The sequence below is a fragment of the Brevundimonas sp. genome (assembly GCF_032107865.1).
Lineage (GTDB): Bacteria > Pseudomonadota > Alphaproteobacteria > Caulobacterales > Caulobacteraceae > Brevundimonas.
The window spans coordinates 1-2,600 of record NZ_DAMCNG010000304.1; the positions used below are offsets into that span (position 1 = coordinate 1).

The window sequence follows — 2,600 nt, forward strand, 5'->3', positions numbered from 1 at the left end:
CGGCTTGGCGGACGGGCGCCAGGTTTCGGTCGGTGCGGGCGAGGAGGTGGAGCCGGGGCTGACCCTGAACGCCGTCGCCCCCGACCACGTCATGCTGTCGCGCGACGGCGCTCCGTTCCGTCTCGACTTTCCCGACATGGCCTCGGGCGTCGCGCCCGTTGCGCCTGTCGCGGCGGCGCAATCCGCCGTGACTGCGTCCGAACCCGCTTCGGCCGAAGGCGCGGTGGTCGATCCTCAACGTCTGATCGCCCAGGCGGGTCTGCGGCCGCGCGTTCAGGGGCTGGGAATCAACGGCCTGACCGTTTCCGCCTCGGGCGACGGGGGCGAGCTTCGCAACGCCGGTCTGCGCTCGGGCGACGTCATCCTGTCGGTCAACGGCGCGGCCCTGAACAGCCCGCAGGCGCTCGCCGCTCTGCGCGGCCAGTTGGCCGATGCTCCCTCGGCCCAGATCCAGTTCGAGCGCGACGGTCAGGTCCGCTCCACCACCGTAAGGACGCGCCCATGAAGGCCCGTAACCGCTCCCTGCTTACCGGCGTTCTGGCCGCTGTTCTGGCGGTGCAGCCGCTGGCCGCTGCGCCGGTGATGGCCCAAGGCGGAGGTCAGGAGGCGCGTCAGACGCTGAACGTCCAGAACGCCGACATCCGCGCCTTCGTGCAGGATGTGGCGCGCACGACCGGGCGCACCTTCATCGTCGATCCGGCGGTGACGGGCACGGTGACGGTGTCCAGCCCGCGTCCCCTGACCCGCGCCCAGCTGTTCGAGGTGTTTCTGTCGACGCTCCGGGCCAATGGTCTGGTGGTGACGCCGACGTCCTCGGGCGCCTATCGCATCAGTCCGGCGCAGGGCGCGGCGCAGGGCCCGGCCACCGTCGGCGCAGAGCGGTTCTCGACCGAGGTCTTCACCCTTCGCCACATCGACGCGGCCTCGGCCGCTGAGACGATCAGGCCTCTGGTCGGGGCGCAGGGGCAGGTGCTGGCCAATCCCGGCGCCAACAGCGTGGTCGTGGCCGACTTCGCCGACAATCTGTCGCGCATCCGGGCGCTGGTCGGCCGCATCGACATGGACCGTTCCGCCTATGAGGTGGTCGCGCTGGAGAACGCCTCGGCGCGCGAGATCGCGGGCGTGCTGCAACAGGTGACGGGCGGTCCCGGCGGGCCGGGGCTGGTGACGATCACGCCGGTCGAAAGCTCCAATGCGCTGGTGCTGCGCGGGGACGGTCAGGCGCTGGCGCGGGTGCGCGGCCTGATCGCCGATCTGGACGGGAGGGCGCGGGCCAGTCAGGACGTCAATGTCGTCTTCCTGGAGCACGCCGACGCCGAACAGCTTCTGCCCGTCCTGCAACAGATTGTGGGGCAGCCCGCCGATGCGGCCGCTACCTCGTCCCCGCGCCTGCGCACGGCCCGCGCGGTGGCGACCAACACGACCAGCGGCATGGCGTCGGGCGGCCTGACCACGACGAGCGAGGCCGACAGCGGGCCGATCGGCTCGACCACCGTGACCGCCACCGGTCAGCGGGCCACCATCGCCCGTTTCCCCGGCGCCAACGCCCTGGTCATCTCCGGCCCGGCGGACCTGCAACGCACTTTGACCGAGGTGATCCGCCAACTGGACGTGCGCCGCCAGCAGGTGCTGATCGAGGCCATCGTTGTCGAACTGAGCGACAAGGCCGTGCGCGATCTGGGCGTGCAGTGGCTGATGGCGGGCGAGCAGGGCGTCGGCCTGACCAACTATTCCGATCGCGCGGCGCCGCTGGTTCCCATCGCGGGCGGGGCGGCGGCGGGGCAGCTGGACAAGGACGATCCCTTGCGCGAGCGCCTGCAGAATCTGGCGCTGAACAGCCTGCTGGGCGCCAACGGCTTTGTCGGCGGGGCGGGCGGCAAGTGGGGCGACGGCCTGTTCGGCTTCATCATCAACGCGGCCAAGACGGACGCGGGCTCCAACCTGCTGCAGACCCCGTCGATCATGACGCTGGATAACGAAGAGGCGACCTTCCTGGTGGGACAGGAGGTGCCGATCACCACCGGTCGGGCCATTCTGGACGGCAACTCCAACCCCTTCACCACGACCCAGCGCAAGGACATCGGGGTGCGCCTGACGGTGCGGCCCCAGATCAATGCGGGCGGCTCCATCACCCTGACGCTGAGGCAGGAGGTGTCGAGCATCAACGGCCTGCTGACCAGCGGCGCCAGCGACCTGATCCTGGACAAGCGCGAGCTGGAGACGACGCTGGTCGTCGATGACGGCGACATCGCCGTGGTGGGCGGCCTGCTGGATCAGAACGACCGGCTGGAGACGAGCAGGGTGCCGGGGCTGGGCGACATTCCGGGCGTCGGCGTCCTGTTCCGCTCGACCAGCCGCGAGCGGGGGCGGACCAATCTGATGGTCTTCCTGCGCCCGACCATATTGCGCACCACGGCGGATGCGCAGGGGCTGGCGGCGGATCGCTGGGGCTATATGCGCGGCGAGCAGCAGCGCGTTCATCCCGACCGCGAGCCGAGCCTCGACGCCCTGCTGCGCGACTATATGCAGGCCCAGCCGCCCGCCGTCCCCGTGGCCGGAGAGCCGCTGGTCATCGCCCCTGTCGCGCCGGTCGCGGCGCG

Annotated in this window: 1 protein-coding gene and 1 pseudogene; both read left to right on the forward strand. The window is 70.9% G+C overall.

The window, feature by feature from the left end; genetic code table 11:
- Nucleotides 1-505 (forward strand): annotated as a pseudogene (locus tag RT567_RS15950) (type II secretion system protein N); the annotation flags it as partial.
- A partial coding sequence (gene gspD / locus RT567_RS15955; protein ID WP_313577195.1) for a type II secretion system secretin GspD occupies nt 502-2,600 on the forward strand: 2,099 nt, incomplete at its 3' end. The pseudogene RT567_RS15950 and the gene gspD, both read left to right, overlap by 4 nt.